The following is a 14,999-nucleotide window of genomic DNA, read 5'->3' as shown; positions in this document are numbered from 1 at the left end:
AGCGCCTGTCTTAGTAGACGTTATGCTTCTGGTATCTGTTCTGCCTCAAGATTTTTTGTTGCTTGTACTGTTTCTCTTTTTAATTCCCGAGCATAGAAAAAGTAGCTACATGCCCAGAACAAAGCTAACAGCAGCGGGATAAAGCTTCCTTGCAAGAACTTGAATAAAAAAGAGAACGCATAAGTAAATACAGGGCCATCAATAGAACTGTTGGAGATTAATTGACCGGCAGGGATATCGATAGCTTTAGTGGCAAGTCCCAGCTCTGTAATCATTGGGGCAAATTGAGTCCCTACAAACAAGAAGAATGGAATGCCAATAATGCTGAGAATTACCATGCGTAACGTATTGCCTTTGGTGACTAAATACGCGGGGACAATCAAGGCGATATTAATGATACCGGCAAAAGGCAGTATTTTATTTCCGGGCAAAATGACTGCCCAGATGAGGGTAAATGGAATCGCCACAATGACTGCAAACCAAATCTCGCTTGCCCCTCCCATAAACGGCCAGTCAATACCAACAAACAGTTTGCGACCTGAGAACTTCTTGTTCATATAGGTGCTAATGGCTTCGGATATTGGAGAAAGCGCCTGCATAAACAGTTTTGAAATCATAGGGAATAACATTAAAGCCGTTGCGGCTTGTACCCCGAGCATTAATGTCGCAGCAAGGCTATATCCAGCGATAATGCCGAACATGATGCCGAGGAGAAAACCGATGATATGGTTTTCTGCAAATACGCCGACTTTCTGGCGTAAAGCGGCTGCATCCATCGGTTTGTTTAATGCTGGGATTTTTCGTAACAGCAGATCGAAGGGATAATAGATGGCACCAAAAAAAACCATCCGGTGGGTACAGGTCACACCTGGGATTCCCGTCAGTTTTTCTATTCTGTGCTGATGAATGTCGCCAGCGTTTAACTCCATGACAATCTGGAATGCGGCAATGATAAATGCCAACGCTAAGCTCCAACCGCTACCAAATATCGGCGTGGTCACGCTGATAACGATGAATGCGGTGAATATTTTTCCCCAAACGTTCCAGAGGTCAGCATTAAACGTGTTGGTTTTATTGCACATAAGCATCAGGATATTGACACCGACCTGTAGCGGGAACATGGCAAAGGCATAGGGCCATGCCCACGAAATATTTGCCATGGTTGTCCAACCGCCGTCAATGATGCTTAACTCCAGCCCTGTGCGTTTCATCATCGTTTGTGCCGCAACACCAATAGCGCCAACCATAAAGCCAATAAGCATACTCATGCCGACAAAAGCAACGCCGAGGGTGATGGCCGCTGATGCTGCATCTTTAAACTTCATGCGAACAATTAAACCCGCAAGAAGCATAATTAATGGAACGAAAACGGGGGCGCCTAAAGCTAAAATATAATTTATAATTGTACTGAGAAAGTTCATCGCTTTGCTCCGTTACTTTATGTTTTAATCAACTTAATCCTTTATTTCTTTTACCGGTTTTACGTAAAACTCTCACTATCAATATGTTTACTTACATGCATCAATTATTTTTTGTAGCTCGCTCTCCATGCCAATGCCAGTGAGAAATGCGATGCCGTTAATCACAGGGATGGGATACTCTTTATCTACTTTTGTTATGGCAATATAAGCGAGGCTATCCTTTATATGTGTGTCGAGTGATTTAAGGTCAATAACTTCCACGTTAATATCGTTATGATTTTTTTCTTTCAATAACCGAGACACTTTGCTTGCTACGGTTTGTGATGTGGCAACACCACTTCCGCAGGCAACAATTATTTTTTTCATTTTACATTTTCCTTATTGTTAATGGTAATGGCTGATTTGAGCAGTTTTACCAAAGAGGCTGGTGTTGGCGCTTGATTCATTTCTTCAATGAAATGCTCATCACTTAGGCATTCCATTAACGTTTGTAGTAGTGTGATGTGATGATCCTTGTCAATAAATCCTAGTAAAAATATGAATTTAGCCTTGAGTTCATTATCGTCATTTGCCATCTCATGCCATGTGATTTCATGATACAGGCGTGTTACGCAAATAAACGGTCTTATCACATGTTCTGTGTCAGTGTGCGGTAAAGCAACGACATAAGGGTGGGTGGGAAGAGCCGTTGGGTATAGTTTCTCGCGCTGTTTAATTGCGGGTAAAAAAGAATCGCGTACGTAGCCACGATTTTTTAATGATAGAAATATAGAGTCAAAGTAATCACTCTGATGTTGAAAGGAACTGTCTATAAAAGTCAGTTCCTCGAAAAAATAGGCATCCGGATCTGAATGCGTATCTATATTATCTATAGCAGCTATGGTCATATAATTAGCCTTACTTAAAAGCTAGGAGTTGTAATGATATTAATCATTCGAGATAACGATGGCGAATACTATCGATAACAAAAAATGCCCTATACATTGGGCATCATATTAATTTTAGAAAGCTTGATCTAGCTCACCAATTTATAATCGATAAGCTGGAAGAAAAATAAGGATATGCAGTTGATGTCACATAATAGACGATAGGGGAGTAAATCCCCTTATTTTCTCAAAGCCGAAGTGAGTTCAATAATTTCAATAGAAACGTTGTTGAAATATTTTTTTATAAATCCTTCAGCGACTCCGATCCATCGTTTGCAGTGGCGTGATTACCACCGGCGTTGATTTTACTCTCATGGCGCTGATTACGCCGATAATCAGACATGTGATACCTATCAACGTCAGCACGGGTGGCCATTCGTGACGCCAAATAAAGGCATAGCTCAAACCGGCGAGCGTTTCAAACACAATAAGCGGTCCCACTTTGGCGGTAGGTAAGCGTTGGCTTGCCTGATTCCAGCATAATGTTCCTAACCATGAACATAGCAGGCCGATAGCGATCATTAGACCGATAAACACCATGGGGCGTGGGCCAAATGGCATCGGAAAATTACTTTCTGTTATGGCCGAATGTCCCCATACCAGCGCATAGCCAATAACTGCCAGCGGTAGTGTGACCAATCCCTGTGCGGTGGCCCAGGTTGTCGGGCTTTTGTCTGGGTGTGTTCTTAACCAACTGGCGTTGCGCATGGGATACCATGTCCAGCACACTACCGCGATGAAGGCTAAAACTAAACCGGTGACATAACGGAACATATCTGTCGGCGCGTGTGCGCTCTGTAGTTCGGCCACGTTGACGCAGCCCAGACCTAAAGCGATTAGCAGGAGCGACGGTGCAAGATGCCGCCATGAAAGCTTCCCATCGCGATGGCTGTATTTCAGATTGGCGCTCACCGAAATCACCACCGGCAGGGTGCCGATAATCATCGTGCTCACCGGTGCGCCGGTGCGTTGAATGGCACTCGCCAAACACAGGTAATAGATAAAGTTACCAACAACGGTGAGTTTGAGCGCTTCAAGCCAATCACTGCGTATTAGCTGACGTAGACGATGGCGATCGTGCCACGCCAGAGGTAACGCAATAAGACCAAACGCCAAATAGCGTCCTACGGATTGTAAGCTGGCTGGATATTCCGGCACGATAAGCGGGCCCACAAAAATCAGTCCCCACATTAGCCCCGCCGTCAGCGCGTAAAGCACTCCGATTAGCATCGTTCTAAACTCTTGAAATGGATTGTGTTACAAGTCTAGAAGGGGTTTGCAGAAGCGTCTTGTAGCAGATTGCTGTTTGAGGAAAAACGTTAGAAAACTACCGTACTTGTTTTTGATAGCGTGCGGGCGTGACGCCGTAGAAGCGGTTAAAAGCGCGGGTGAGATGAGCCTGATCGGTGAGTCCTACCGCTGCGGCCACCTGCGCAGGCGGTAATCCCTGAGTCAGCAAGTTTTTAGCTTCGTATAAACGATAGGCCATCAGCATTTGCTGCGGTGTGACGTGGTATTGCGCTTTAAACTGGCGCAAAAAATGGTAAGGGCTGAGATCGACCAACGCTGCCAGCTCAGGTAATGTCATGCGTTTGTCCAAGTGTGCACGCAGATACTCTTTTACGACCGCGAAACGTTGCGGGGCATCCAGCCTGAGCGGTTGCGGGGCTTTCGCCCAATGACGCGTCAGCGATAGTAATTCACTCAGCAAGCTTGATTGCGCCAACGGTTCATCGTTTTGCCACAGAGCATTTATCAGCGCGGTAGTCGTTCTGGCAAACTGTGGATGGTAGGTCACCGCGTCGCTAAACCACCAGCTTGGTTCACCACTGACCTCGGCTAAAATCTCAGGCGTGAGATAAATCATGCGATAGCGCCAGCCGCCTTCGGTGCCAGACTGTCCGGTATGTAGCTCATCGGGATTCATTAAGACCAATGAGTCAGCGGGTGCGACATGATTCACACCGCGATAGCGAAAGCGCTCGGCGCCATATTCAATTGCGCCAATACCATAGGCTTCGTGGGTATGGGGTTCAAATTCATGATGCTCGATATGTGCCCGATACACTTCAACGCCGGGCAAATGGGCGAAGTGTTTAAACTGGGCGCGATCTCGGTCGTCAACAAATTGGGAGGGAACGCCGTGCATAGAAGAATCTCTGGTAGAAACAGGGATAACCACGATTAATTTATAACTATAGCGGAATTAGGCGCGTGGGAAATAAAAAAGCAGACCCGAAGGTCTGCTTTTACCGTTCTCGCCAAAAAAACTAGTGGCCAGAGGTTTGTGACTGGCGGCAGGCTTCAAACAGGAACCACACGCGGCGTTCAGTTTGATCTACCCAGTTTTCAATCAGGCTGGTGGTTGAAACGTCGTTATGCTCGCTACACACCACATGCGCTGCACGCAGTTCGGCGGCTAACAGTTTGTTGTCTTCGCACAGTTCAGCCAGCATATCCAGTGGCTCAACGTACTCAGCGTTATTATCTTTAATACGCTGCATTTTAGAGATCTGGCCGATTGAATGCAGAGTCATACCGCCCACTTTACGGACACGTTCGGCAATATCGTCTGTCATTGCGAATAGCTCTGCGCCTTGCTCGTCCAACAGCAGATGATAATCGCGGAAATGTGGACCGCTCATATGCCAGTGGAAGTTTTTGGTTTTCAAATAAAGCGCATAGATATCAGCAAGGATTGCATTCATTGCACCACTGATTTCTTTGGTTGCCTCAGCGCCCAAATCGCTTGGGGTTGCCAGAGGAATGAATTGACGTTTTTTAGCGTCACCGACTTTGCTTTTGTCCAATTTTGGTGTGCTCATCTTCATCTCCTAAGGGTATTGATAGATTCACCACTCGCAGTCTAGTCACTGTTTGGTACCGAATCAGTATAGATCATCCTCACAAAATTAGAGCTCAATATGTATGACAATTGGCGCTATCCCTGTACCTGAATCTGTACACCTTTGCATGAGTTCCCCTTAGCGCACGCCTCCCGGAGCGATCCCATTAGACAAAATCTGCGTTAATGCGGCGATCAGACGGTCGTTATCCTGTGAGCTCTTGATCGCCACACGATAATAATCGGCGCTAAGCCCCGGATAATTGGCGCAGTGGCGAATCAAAATATGGTGCTCTAACAGCGCCTGCTGCAGGTTAATACGACTATTGGTGCAGCGCATAAAAAGATAGTTCGCCGTAGGAGGCCACACTTTGAGCTGCGGCAATGCTTCTAATGCCGCGAGCATTCTTGGCTGTTCTTCTGCCAGCCAGCGATGGGTTGTGGCGATGTAATCCACATCATCTAGAATAATTTCGCCCGCTAACGCAGCAAACGCGTTGATGGTCCATGGCTCGCGTTGCTGTTTCATTCGCGTGACTAGCGGCGCATTGGCACTCACCAAATAACCTAACCGCAGACCCGGAATAGCGAAAAATTTGGTCAGAGAACGCAGTACATAGAGATGGGGATATTGAGCTAATAAAGGGATAAAGCCTGATTCACTCGGCACAAAATCAAGAAAAGCCTCATCTAAAATCAACGCAATATTCATCTGCTGGCAGCGGTCAGCTATCGCCATCAACAAGCCTTTATCCACTAGCAAGCCGGTCGGATTATTGGGCGTGCATAAAAATAGGCAATCAAGATCCGGAGTTAATGCTTCAAGCAAGCGCTCATCGGGCTGAAATCCCTCATCTTCGTGCAGAGCATAATCGACAATATTGCAGCCAATTCGCATTAATGCGCGTCGATATTCGGCGAAACCGGGGGTAAGCAACAGTGCTTTAGCAGGTTGGAGTTGATTGACCAACGCAAATATGAGTTCAGTTTCTCCATTGCCAGCCATCACCCATTCATCAGGACAATCATGATGTCGAGCCAGCGCTGCGTGCAGCTCGCGGTATTCCACGTCGGGATATTTTTCTGCTACCGCCATCTGGTTGATGATGGCGTGCTTAAGGGATTGAGGCATGCCTAATGGATTGATGTTGGCGCTGAAATCAATAATGGCGTGAGGAGAAACGCCTAGAGTGAGTGCGGTTTCTAAAATGTTTCCGCCGTGCTGGCTGCTAATGGCCATAGATATTCTCGCTTCCTGAATAACGACGATATGTTAACCCATTTACTGTTTATTCTCGGCTTTTGTTGATCTCACAGTGGGTATCTCTATGTCTAATGATTTACCTTGTATACCCAGCATACTTCAAGTTGCCTTTTTGTTGGCTGCGTTCATTTGCTGCCTCAATGCAACTCGAATTATTTAGGGTATATCCCAGATTACAAAATGAAACTAAGACACACAGGTTTTTGACGTTCCGTAAGGACGTCAGGAAGGAGGTGCGTATTCCATACAATTCCTCCGCAGCCCCCGCTGCTGTAATGCCGACGAACCCACAAAATGCCACTGAACGATATCGGGAAGGTGTGGGTAAGGATGACGCTAAGCCAGAAGACCAGCCTGTGAGCCCGATTGATTTGCCGCTGTCGCGCGATCCTATTCGGGTATTTCTATTAATTTCAGCTCCTTCGGTGGGAAGTGAGTTGTCATTGTTTCCCTGCATGTCGCCGCATAGGCGGCGGTGCAGCGTGCTGCTATGACAACGCAAAGCCCATCCATCAGGATGGGCTTTTTTGTTAGGTAGACGAATTGATGAAGGCATTTCTGATTGGCGGAACCGGTAGCGGCTGTGGAAAAACCACGCTGACCCTCGGACTGCTGCGGGCATTTACCCGCCGCGGTTTAAAGGTTCAGCCGTATAAAGTTGGGCCAGACTATATTGACACTGGGTGGCACAGCGCTGTCTCCGGTGTTGCATCACGTAATCTGGATGCCTTCATGTTGCCCGCGTCTACGCTCAATTGGTTGTATAACCAACGTATGCAGTCCGCTGATATTGCGGTGATAGAAGGTGTGATGGGGCTGTACGACGGCTTCGGCACCGATCCCAACTATTGCAGCAGTGCTGGTATGGCGAAGCAGCTTGGCTGTCCTGTGATCTTGCTGATCGATGGCAAAGCGGTTTCTACCTCGGCGGCAGCAACGGTGCTGGGATTTTGCCATTTCGATCCTGAGGTGCGTATTGCTGGCGTTATTGTTAACCGAGTTAACAGTGAACTTCATTATCAGTTGTTGAAACAAGCCATTGAGAAATATACCCAAGTCCCCGTTCTCGGTCGCATTCCCTCGTTGCCTAACGTCAGCCTACCCGAGCGCCATCTAGGTTTAATCACCGCCCACGAACAGCATGACATGGATGAACAGTGGAACACGCTGGCTGATCAGCTCGAACAGCATATTGATCTTGATCGTCTACTGGCGCTGAGCAACGTTGAGCCTGCGCCAAACGCCAGCGCGCCGAGTTTACCTGCATCTGAATCAGGCCGTGGTTTAATGATGGCTTTAGCCGATGACGAAGCCTTCCACTTTTACTATCCCGATAATTTACAGTTGCTTGAGCAAATCGGCGTCAACATTGTGCGCTTTAGCCCTCTGCGAGACGCTGCTCTGCCTGAATGCCAGATGGTTTATATCGGTGGTGGCTATCCTGAATTGCATGCTGAAACGCTAACGAAAAATCACGCTATGCGTCAGTCATTGCGCGACGCACACCAGCGCGGCGTGGCTATCTATGCGGAATGCGGCGGGCTGATGTATCTCGGCACTAGCCTGAAAGATCAAAACGGAAATACGCATGAGATGACCGGTATCTTCCCCGGCGAAAGTCGAATGGAAGGGCGGCTCAAGCGATTTGGCTACTGTCAGGCCACGGCGCAGCAAGACACCGTGCTGGCGGCGCGAGGGGAAACTCTGCGCGGCCATGAATTTCATTACTCGGATTTTCACGCAGATATTCCCTGTGCGTTCCAGTTTGAAAAACAGCGCGATGGCGTCACGTTGCAACGCTGGCAGGGAGGCTACCAGCGAGGGAATACGCTGGCAAGCTACCTGCACGTGCACTTTTATCAAAGACCGGAAATGCTGAAGCACTGGCTAGAACGAGGGAGAGCCCTGTGATCAGTTTCTCCGCCTGCCTAGTGGCATATTTGCTGGACTTGCGTTTAGGCGATCCTCCCACGTGGCCGCATCCGGTGCGTTGGATCGGCAATTTTATTACCTTTCTCCAAGGCAGGATCCGAGCGTTTTGTCACACCACGACCTCTCTCTATATAGGCGGCGCTTTCCTGTGGCTGATCGTGGTTGGGGTTAGTTGGGGGGCGACCTACGCGCTGCTTGCGTTTCTAACCCAGCTCAACCCTTGGCTTAGCTGGGCTGCACAGGTGTGGATTATCTACACCCTATTGGCGGGACGCTGCTTAAGCGACGCGGCAATGGCCGTCTATGTGGCACTGCAAAACGGTTCGCTGGAAGAGTGCCGCCGTCAGCTCTCCTACATCGTCGGGCGTGATACGTCTGAATTGGATCGTCCACAAATAACCCGCGCGGTGGTTGAAACGGTGGCTGAGAACAGCGTTGACGGCGTGATTGCGCCGCTGTTTTTCCTGTTTATCGGCGGTGCACCGCTGATGATGGCTTACAAAGCGGTCAACACCCTCGACTCCATGGTGGGGTATCGCACGGAGAAATATCGCGCTATCGGCTGTGTGTCTGCGCGTATGGACGATCTCGCCAATCTCATTCCCGCTCGCCTGAGCTGGCTGTTGTTAAGCCTCGCCGCCCGCTTGCTGTGCCTTAACGGCAAACAGGCGCTCAAAATTGGCTGGCGCGATCGGTATCTGCATAAAAGCCCGAACTGTGCATGGTCTGAAGCCACGGTGGCTGGCGCGCTGGGTATTCGCCTTGGCGGACCGAATAAATACTTTGGTGAGCTCGTAGATAAACCGTGGATCGGCGATGAAGAACGCGAGATCGGTATTCAGGATATTCGCTTGAGCATCCGTCTAATGATGACGGCTTCTGCGCTGGCGTTAGCGCTCTTTGCGCTAGTCAGATGGCTGATTGTGACGTGAGACTTTTAAAAAGAGGCGGGTAGGGGCATGACAAATAACTCAGGGTTGACCATGGACTACAACAAAAATCCCCAAAATATCGAGCAACAAAGCTTTGAAATTATCTCGCAGATTATCGCTGAAGAGCGGCCTGACTATCACTTTGTCGATGAACTCCAAGAAAAAATTATCAAGCGAGCTATCCATACCAGCGCTGATTTTGAATGGTTGGATATTCTGCATTTCTCACCTGACGTACTAGGCCAAATTACGCAGGCGCTGCGCAATGGCTGCACGATTTATACCGACACTACGATGGCGCTATCTGGCATCAATAAAACACAGCTTGAACGCTTGGGTTGTCAGTGGAAGTGCTACATCGCAGACCCCCGTGCTGTTGATATCGCTAAAACGCAGGGCATCACTCGTTCGATGGCGGCGGTGGATTTAGCGGCGCAAGAATCAGGTGAAAAGCTGTTTGTGTTTGGTAATGCGCCTACCGCGTTGTTTCGGTTGCTCGAACTGTATCAGCAGGGCGTGATGACGCCAGCGGCGGTGATTGGTGTTCCGGTCGGTTTTGTCGGTGCCGCGGAATCCAAACAGGCGTTGGCGGAAAGCCATGTGCCTAACATCGCCGCGCTGGGGCGTAAAGGGGGCAGCAATATTGCCGCTGCAATTGTTAACGCCATTCTGTATCACATGAGAGATGCGCAATGAGTGAAAACGGGCTGGATACGCTATGGCATAACGGCAAAAGCTATCGCAAGGGCTACACCACCGGTTCTTGTGCTACGGCGGCGGCTAAAGTTGCGGCGTTGATGGCGCTGCGTCAGCAGGTGATTAATCAGGTTTCGATTGTGACCCCTTCTGGCATCACGCTGCGGCTAAACGTTGAACAACCGCTCATCTGTGGGCAGCAAGCCAGTGCGGCTATACGCAAAGACGGCGGAGATGACGTTGATGCAACCCATGGAATGCTGATTTTTGCACAGGTCGCACTTAATGACAGCGGCAGCATCACCATCGGCGGTGGTGAAGGTGTCGGCACCGTTACGCGTAAGGGGATTGGGCTGCCTATCGGTAGCGCGGCAATAAACCGTACACCGCGACAAACCATTGAGCAGGCGGTGCGTGAAGTCATTGGGCCTGAACGCGGCGCTGATATCGTGATTTTCGCCCCTGAGGGTGAGGAGCGTGCGCAAAAAACCTATAACGGACGGTTAGGTATTCTGGGGGGAATTTCGATTATCGGCACTACCGGCATCGTAACCCCAATGTCGGAAGAGAGCTGGAAGCGTTCACTGGCTCTTGAATTGGAAATGAAGCGCGCTCAGGGCATGACCAGTGTGATTTTGGTGCCGGGTAACCACGGCGAACGCTTCGTGCAGGAACATATGCAAATTGACGCTGAGCGCGTGGTGACTATGAGTAATTTTGTTGGCTATATGCTGCAAGAGGCACAGCGACTGGGATTCCAGCGTGTAGTGCTGGTGGGGCATTTAGGCAAACTGATCAAAGTCGCGGCGGGGATTTTTCATACCCACAGCCATATTGCTGATGGGCGGATGGAAACACTGGTTGCTCGATTGGCGTTGTTGGGGGCGCCGCATGAATTTCTGCGCGCGGTCTTTGAATGCAGCACGACGGAAGCTGCAATGGAGCTGATTGAACAGCAGGGTTGGCAGGCTGTTTATGATGATATTGCACAGGCCATTGGTGAACGGGTGAAACAAATGCTGCGTTTTGCTCCACAGCCTTTTTGCTGCGATGTGGTGCTGTTTTCATTCGACAACGTTGTGCTCGGAAGTAACCGTCCAATCAACGAGATTGTGTCAGCGCTCCACGCACAAATGACCTACGAAAAGGAGTCGTTATGATTCACATAGTTGGTATGGGGCCAGGAGATCAGGATTACATCACGCCGCTAGCGCTGCGTTTAATTGCACAGGCCGATGTGTTGGTCGGCTGGCCGCGCCATTTAGCGTCGTGTGCTGATTTCCAAGGCGAAAAACGCTCAATTGGCACCGATCTGGCTAAAGCTGCGGCGTGGCTACAATGCAATGCCGATCGCAATATCGTGGTGCTGGCGTCGGGCGATCCGATGCTATTCGGCATCGGTAAACGGCTATCGCAAGATCTCGAACCGGCCAAGATCCGCATCGTGCCGGGAATTAGCTCGATTCAGTATCTCTTCTCACAGATTGCCATCGATATGAATGACATCTACATCACCAGCAGCCACGGAAAAAAGCCTGATTTCAATTTCATCTTGCAGCACGACAAAGTGGCGATGGTCACGGATCTGCACATTGGCCCTTATCAGATCGCCCAAGAGATCCTCCTCCGCGGGCAAAAGCGCACGCTGGTTATCGGCGAGAACCTGACTTATCCCGATGAATGTATCCATATCTTGCCGCCTGAAAAGGTACAGCAAGCGTATGCCATGAACGTAGTGGTGATCCTCAATGAAAGATGATCTATTTTTGCGCGGCCATAAAGTGCCGATGACCAAAGAGGAAGTCCGTCTAGCGGCGCTGGAGCGTCTGAACCTACCAACGGCTAAACGCCTGATTGATGTAGGCGCGGGAACCGGCAGTGTTTCCCTGGAGGCCGCTTTACGCTACCCCGATTTACAGATCACCGCCATCGAACGTAACCCCGTAGCGCTGGCGCTGATCGCTGAAAACTGCCGCCATTTCGGTTGCCCCAATATAGAAGTTGTTGATGCTGAGGCACCGCTGCCGCTAGACGTACGCGCTGATGCGGTATTCATCGGCGGTAGCGGAGGAAACCTTGCCGACATTATCGACTGGTCATTAGGGCTACTTAACGATGGCGGTAGTCTGGTGATGAATTTCATTCTACTGGAAAACTATCAACAGGCATTCAGTCAGCTACAAAACCGCGCTGTTACCGAGCTAGAAAGCAGCCTGATTCAGGTATCCCGTCTCACTGCCTTGGGCAGCGGACACTATTTCAAACCGAACAATCCGACTTATTTGATTTCCTGCCGTAAGGAGCAAACGCATGGTTGAGCCTATCGACCCTTCACAGGTCTATTTCATCGGCGCAGGGCCGGGCGATCCTGAACTGATTACGCTGAAAGGGCACCGTATTTTGTCACAGGCCGATGTTGTGATTTATGCCGGATCGCTGATTAATCACGATCTGCTGAACTACTGTAAGCCGCAGGCACAGTGCCACGACAGTGCTGGTTTAAACCTCCAGCAGATTATCGATCTGATGGTGGAGGGGGTTCGTGCAGGAAAACGGGTAGTGCGTTTACAGACCGGCGATTTGTCACTGTACGGCTCTATCCGTGAGCAGGGCGAAGAGTTGGGCAAGCTGGGTATCGGGTTTAGCTCAGTGCCGGGCGTGAGCTCGTTTTTAGGCGCAGCTTCGCAGCTTGGCGTGGAATACACGGTGCCAGAGGTTTCGCAAAGCTTGGTGATCACGCGAATGTCGGGGCGTACACCAACGCCTGCGCGTGAGTCGCTGGAGTCGTTTGCCGCTCATCAAACCTCGATGGCGATTTTTCTGTCGGTTCAGGAAATCGGAGAAGTCGTCCAGCGCCTGATCGACGGTGGCTACCCATCCACCACGCCGGTGGCCGTTGTGTATAAAGCGACGTGGCCGGATCACCAAACGGTGCGTGGCACCTTAGAGAATATCGCCCCGCGGGTGCGCGATGCGGGTATTCGTAAAACTGCGCTGATTTTAGTCGGCGCATTTTTAGGTGATGAATACCACTATTCCAAGCTGTACGACGCAGGTTTTAGCCATGAATACCGTCAGGCCTGAGGCAACGAAGCTGAATTCGCTAGCGTTGTTTTGCCTGACGCCGGGCGGCGTTCGCTTGGCGCAACGTCTACAGCCGATGTTGGCGCAGATATCGCTACACAGTGAGAGTTTCACCAGTGAAAAACTCGCAGTGCCCGGATTCAGTACGTTTGACGGATCTTTTGCCGCCAGTATGGCTCAGGCATTCACGCGTTTTGACGCGCTGGTGGTCATTGGCGCGACCGGCATCGTGGTGCGGGTGCTGGCTCCGCTGCTGCAAGATAAATTGCAGGATCCTGCGGTTGTGGTGCTCGATGAGCGGGGTCAGCATGCAATTAGCCTGCTGTCTGGGCATCTGGGCGGAGCCAATCGGCTGGCGCGACAAATCGCCGCGCTGATTGATGCAGAACCGGTGATCACTACCGCCACCGATGTTAACGAGGTCGCCGCGCTGGATATGCTGGCGCAGAAGCTCGACGCGCAGCTGGCTGATTTTCGTCAGGGAGTGAAACGCGTCAACCAGATGCTGGTGAGTGGCGATCGTGTTGGTCTATGGATTGATCCGATGTTCGATGAGCATGTGAGTGAGCAAGATCGGCGCGGATTTATTGTGGTTGACGATCTGGCGGCGCTGCCGGATCTCTCGGCTTTGGTGTGTATTTCGTGGCAGGCAAACTTGCCGCCGTTGACGCTGCCCGTTTTCAAACTGGTGCCGAAGCGTGTGGTGCTGGGCGTGGGGTGCCGCCGAGATACGCCTTTTGCCACGGTACATCATCTGCTGTTGCAGCAACTGACCTTGTTAAACATCGATCCGTTAGCGTTTCGCGCAATCGGCAGTATCACTCTCAAACAGGACGAGGCCGCGCTGCAACAGCTTGCGCAGCGTTATGCGGTGCCCTTTCACCTGTTTACTCCCGATGCGCTTCGTGAGCATGAACACCGTTTTCCGTGTTCCGAATTTGTACGTAAGACCGTGGGCGTAGGGTGTGTTTCACAGCCTGCGGCGTGGCTGCTGCTTGAGAAATATGGCGGCGGAAAATTCATGGGAGAAACGCTGCGTGAACAGGGCGTAACTCTCACCTTAGCCTTAACTCTTCAGGAAACTTTCTGATGTTATACGTAATCGGCATTGGGCCGGGCAGTCAGTCCATGATGACGCTAGAAGCCATCGAAGCGATCCGCGACGCGGACATTATCGTGGGCTACAAAACTTATACCCATCTGGTAAAGGCGTTGACCACCGATAAAGAGGTGATCAAAACCGGCATGTGCAAAGAGATTGAGCGTTGCCAAGAAGCCTTGAACTTAGCGGTAGAGGGAAAAAAGGTCGCGCTGATCAGCAGCGGCGATGCCGGCATTTATGGCATGGCGGGTCTGATTCTTGAGCTGGTCACTAAGCAAAAACTGGATGTTGAAGTGAAGCTTATCGCGGGTGTTACCGCCAGCACCGCAGCGGCTTCATTGCTAGGCGCGCCGCTGATGCATGATTTTTGCCATATCAGCTTAAGCGATCTATTAACGCCGTGGCCGGTCATCGAACAGCGGGTGATTGCCGCTGCGCAGGCCGATTTCGTGGTCTGTTTCTACAACCCTCGCAGTCGTGGCCGCGCAGAACATCTTTCCCGCGCTTTTGATCTGATGCGTCCTTATGTTGCTGCGAGCACCCCCGTTGGGGTCGTGAAAGCAGCGGGACGTAAGAAGCAGGAAAAATGGATCACTACCTTTGGTGAGATGGATTTCGAAAACGTCGATATGACCAGTTTGGTGATTGTGGGTAACAAGACCACCTATTGTCAGGATGGCCTGATGATTACGCCGCGCGGTTATGTTCTAGACCCCAGTGATGCCTGAAGTTGCCTCTCAGTTAGCTGCGCTCGTTGACCCGAGTCACTGACTTGCTGCCTTGATGCAACGCCGATT

At 50.4% G+C, this 14,999-nt stretch carries 16 protein-coding genes and 1 riboswitch; of the genes, 9 read left to right on the top strand and 7 right to left on the bottom strand.

Features of this window, described 5'->3' with window-relative positions; all coding sequences use genetic code 11:
- Nucleotides 1-20: 20 nt before the first annotated feature.
- The 7 genes from HMPREF3091_RS00835 to cobD all read right to left on the bottom strand — a co-directional run bounded on the left by HMPREF3091_RS00835 (nucleotide 21) and on the right by cobD (nucleotide 6,432).
- Entirely contained in the window at nucleotides 21-1,421 is a 1,401-nt protein-coding gene (locus tag HMPREF3091_RS00835) for a PTS galactitol transporter subunit IIC (protein WP_039187381.1), read from the bottom strand.
- 87 nt (nucleotides 1,422-1,508) lie between these two features.
- Nucleotides 1,509-1,787 carry a PTS sugar transporter subunit IIB gene (locus HMPREF3091_RS00830; RefSeq protein ID WP_004847337.1) on the bottom strand — a complete coding sequence of 93 codons (279 nt, stop codon included), beginning with the start codon at nucleotides 1,785-1,787 and terminating at the stop codon, nucleotides 1,509-1,511.
- The gene (locus HMPREF3091_RS00825) at nucleotides 1,784-2,308 is read right to left on the bottom strand and encodes a PTS sugar transporter subunit IIA (RefSeq protein WP_070713366.1); all 525 of its coding nucleotides are present in this window, start codon (nucleotides 2,306-2,308) and stop codon (nucleotides 1,784-1,786) included. The genes HMPREF3091_RS00830 and HMPREF3091_RS00825 overlap by 4 nt, the downstream gene beginning before the upstream one ends.
- Before the next feature lie 291 nt (nucleotides 2,309-2,599).
- Complete coding sequence (locus tag HMPREF3091_RS00820) at nucleotides 2,600-3,577, bottom strand: DMT family transporter (RefSeq protein ID WP_070713360.1); 978 nt, start codon at nucleotides 3,575-3,577, stop codon at nucleotides 2,600-2,602.
- Between the two features lie 97 nt (nucleotides 3,578-3,674).
- Nucleotides 3,675-4,496 carry an AraC family transcriptional regulator gene (locus HMPREF3091_RS00815; RefSeq protein WP_070713357.1) on the bottom strand — a complete coding sequence of 274 codons (822 nt, stop codon included), beginning with the start codon at nucleotides 4,494-4,496 and terminating at the stop codon, nucleotides 3,675-3,677.
- A 121-nt stretch (nucleotides 4,497-4,617) separates the two neighbouring features.
- Nucleotides 4,618-5,172, bottom strand: a complete 555-nt coding sequence (locus HMPREF3091_RS00810) for a Dps family protein (RefSeq protein WP_008812532.1) — start codon at nucleotides 5,170-5,172, stop codon at nucleotides 4,618-4,620.
- Between the two features lie 159 nt (nucleotides 5,173-5,331).
- Nucleotides 5,332-6,432 (bottom strand): threonine-phosphate decarboxylase CobD, encoded by a 1,101-nt coding sequence (cobD, locus tag HMPREF3091_RS00805; RefSeq protein WP_070713354.1) that lies wholly within the window; start codon nucleotides 6,430-6,432, stop codon nucleotides 5,332-5,334.
- A gap of 204 nt (nucleotides 6,433-6,636) precedes the next feature.
- A riboswitch (cobalamin riboswitch) is annotated at nucleotides 6,637-6,829 on the top strand.
- A gap of 173 nt (nucleotides 6,830-7,002) precedes the next feature.
- Here cobD and HMPREF3091_RS00800 point away from each other — a divergent pair.
- From HMPREF3091_RS00800 to HMPREF3091_RS00760, 9 genes are read left to right on the top strand one after another with little or no spacing between them, the layout of a single operon-like run.
- Complete coding sequence (locus HMPREF3091_RS00800) at nucleotides 7,003-8,367, top strand: cobyrinic acid a,c-diamide synthase CobB (RefSeq protein ID WP_070713352.1); 1,365 nt, start codon at nucleotides 7,003-7,005, stop codon at nucleotides 8,365-8,367.
- Nucleotides 8,367-9,320: an adenosylcobinamide-phosphate synthase CbiB gene (cbiB, locus tag HMPREF3091_RS00795; protein ID WP_070713494.1), complete on the top strand. Its 954-nt coding sequence runs from the start codon at nucleotides 8,367-8,369 to the stop codon at nucleotides 9,318-9,320. Before HMPREF3091_RS00800 ends, cbiB begins: the two co-directional genes overlap by 1 nt.
- Before the next feature lie 51 nt (nucleotides 9,321-9,371).
- Nucleotides 9,372-10,016, top strand: coding sequence for a cobalt-precorrin-8 methylmutase (locus HMPREF3091_RS00790; protein ID WP_210403534.1), 645 nt, complete (start codon nucleotides 9,372-9,374; stop codon nucleotides 10,014-10,016).
- Nucleotides 10,013-11,176, top strand: coding sequence for a cobalt-precorrin-5B (C(1))-methyltransferase CbiD (gene cbiD / locus HMPREF3091_RS00785; RefSeq protein WP_070713345.1), 1,164 nt, complete (start codon nucleotides 10,013-10,015; stop codon nucleotides 11,174-11,176). The genes HMPREF3091_RS00790 and cbiD overlap by 4 nt, the downstream gene beginning before the upstream one ends.
- Entirely contained in the window at nucleotides 11,173-11,775 is a 603-nt protein-coding gene (locus HMPREF3091_RS00780) for a cobalt-precorrin-7 (C(5))-methyltransferase (protein ID WP_070713342.1), read from the top strand. The genes cbiD and HMPREF3091_RS00780 overlap by 4 nt, the downstream gene beginning before the upstream one ends.
- Nucleotides 11,765-12,334 carry a decarboxylating cobalt-precorrin-6B (C(15))-methyltransferase gene (locus tag HMPREF3091_RS00775; protein WP_070713338.1) on the top strand — a complete coding sequence of 190 codons (570 nt, stop codon included), beginning with the start codon at nucleotides 11,765-11,767 and terminating at the stop codon, nucleotides 12,332-12,334. The genes HMPREF3091_RS00780 and HMPREF3091_RS00775 overlap by 11 nt, the downstream gene beginning before the upstream one ends.
- A complete protein-coding gene (locus tag HMPREF3091_RS00770) occupies nucleotides 12,327-13,100 on the top strand; it encodes a cobalt-precorrin-4 methyltransferase (RefSeq protein ID WP_070713334.1) in 774 nt (257 codons plus the stop codon). The genes HMPREF3091_RS00775 and HMPREF3091_RS00770 overlap by 8 nt, the downstream gene beginning before the upstream one ends.
- Nucleotides 13,081-14,190 carry a cobalt-precorrin 5A hydrolase gene (locus tag HMPREF3091_RS00765; protein WP_070713332.1) on the top strand — a complete coding sequence of 370 codons (1,110 nt, stop codon included), beginning with the start codon at nucleotides 13,081-13,083 and terminating at the stop codon, nucleotides 14,188-14,190. The genes HMPREF3091_RS00770 and HMPREF3091_RS00765 overlap by 20 nt, the downstream gene beginning before the upstream one ends.
- Entirely contained in the window at nucleotides 14,190-14,930 is a 741-nt protein-coding gene (locus tag HMPREF3091_RS00760; RefSeq protein WP_008812542.1) for a precorrin-3B C(17)-methyltransferase, read from the top strand. The genes HMPREF3091_RS00765 and HMPREF3091_RS00760 overlap by 1 nt, the downstream gene beginning before the upstream one ends.
- The last annotated feature ends 69 nt before the right edge of the window (nucleotides 14,931-14,999 follow it).

Source organism: Hafnia sp. HMSC23F03 (assembly GCF_001816025.1).
In the GTDB taxonomy this organism is placed as follows: domain Bacteria; phylum Pseudomonadota; class Gammaproteobacteria; order Enterobacterales; family Enterobacteriaceae; genus Hafnia; species Hafnia paralvei.
This window is presented reverse-complemented; position numbering and strand designations above follow the sequence as displayed.